A 271-nucleotide genomic window follows, 5' to 3' on the forward strand; every position below is an offset into this window, starting at 1 on the left:
CCGCTGGCCTTCTACAGCGACAAGCACGGCGTTTTCCGCTCGCTCCATGCGTCGAAGAAAGACCGGACAAGCGGCCTGACGCAGTTCGGACGGGCGCTCTATGAACTCAATATCGACATCATCTGTGCCAACACCCCGCAGGCCAAGGGTCGAGTGGAGCGTGCCAACCAGACATTGCAGGATCGGCTGGTCAAGGAGATGCGACTTCGCGGTATCGATACGATCGAAGCTGCCAATGTCTATGCGCCTGAGTTCATTGCAGATTTCAACA

1 pseudogene is annotated in these 271 nt (G+C 56.8%); it reads left to right on the plus strand.

The annotated features are described in order from the left end of the window. A pseudogene (locus IB277_RS37750) lies at positions 1-271 on the plus strand (ISNCY family transposase); the annotation flags it as partial.

Origin of the sequence: Ensifer sp. ENS07, assembly GCF_014852185.1 — a bacterium.
Lineage (GTDB): Bacteria > Pseudomonadota > Alphaproteobacteria > Rhizobiales > Rhizobiaceae > Ensifer > Ensifer adhaerens.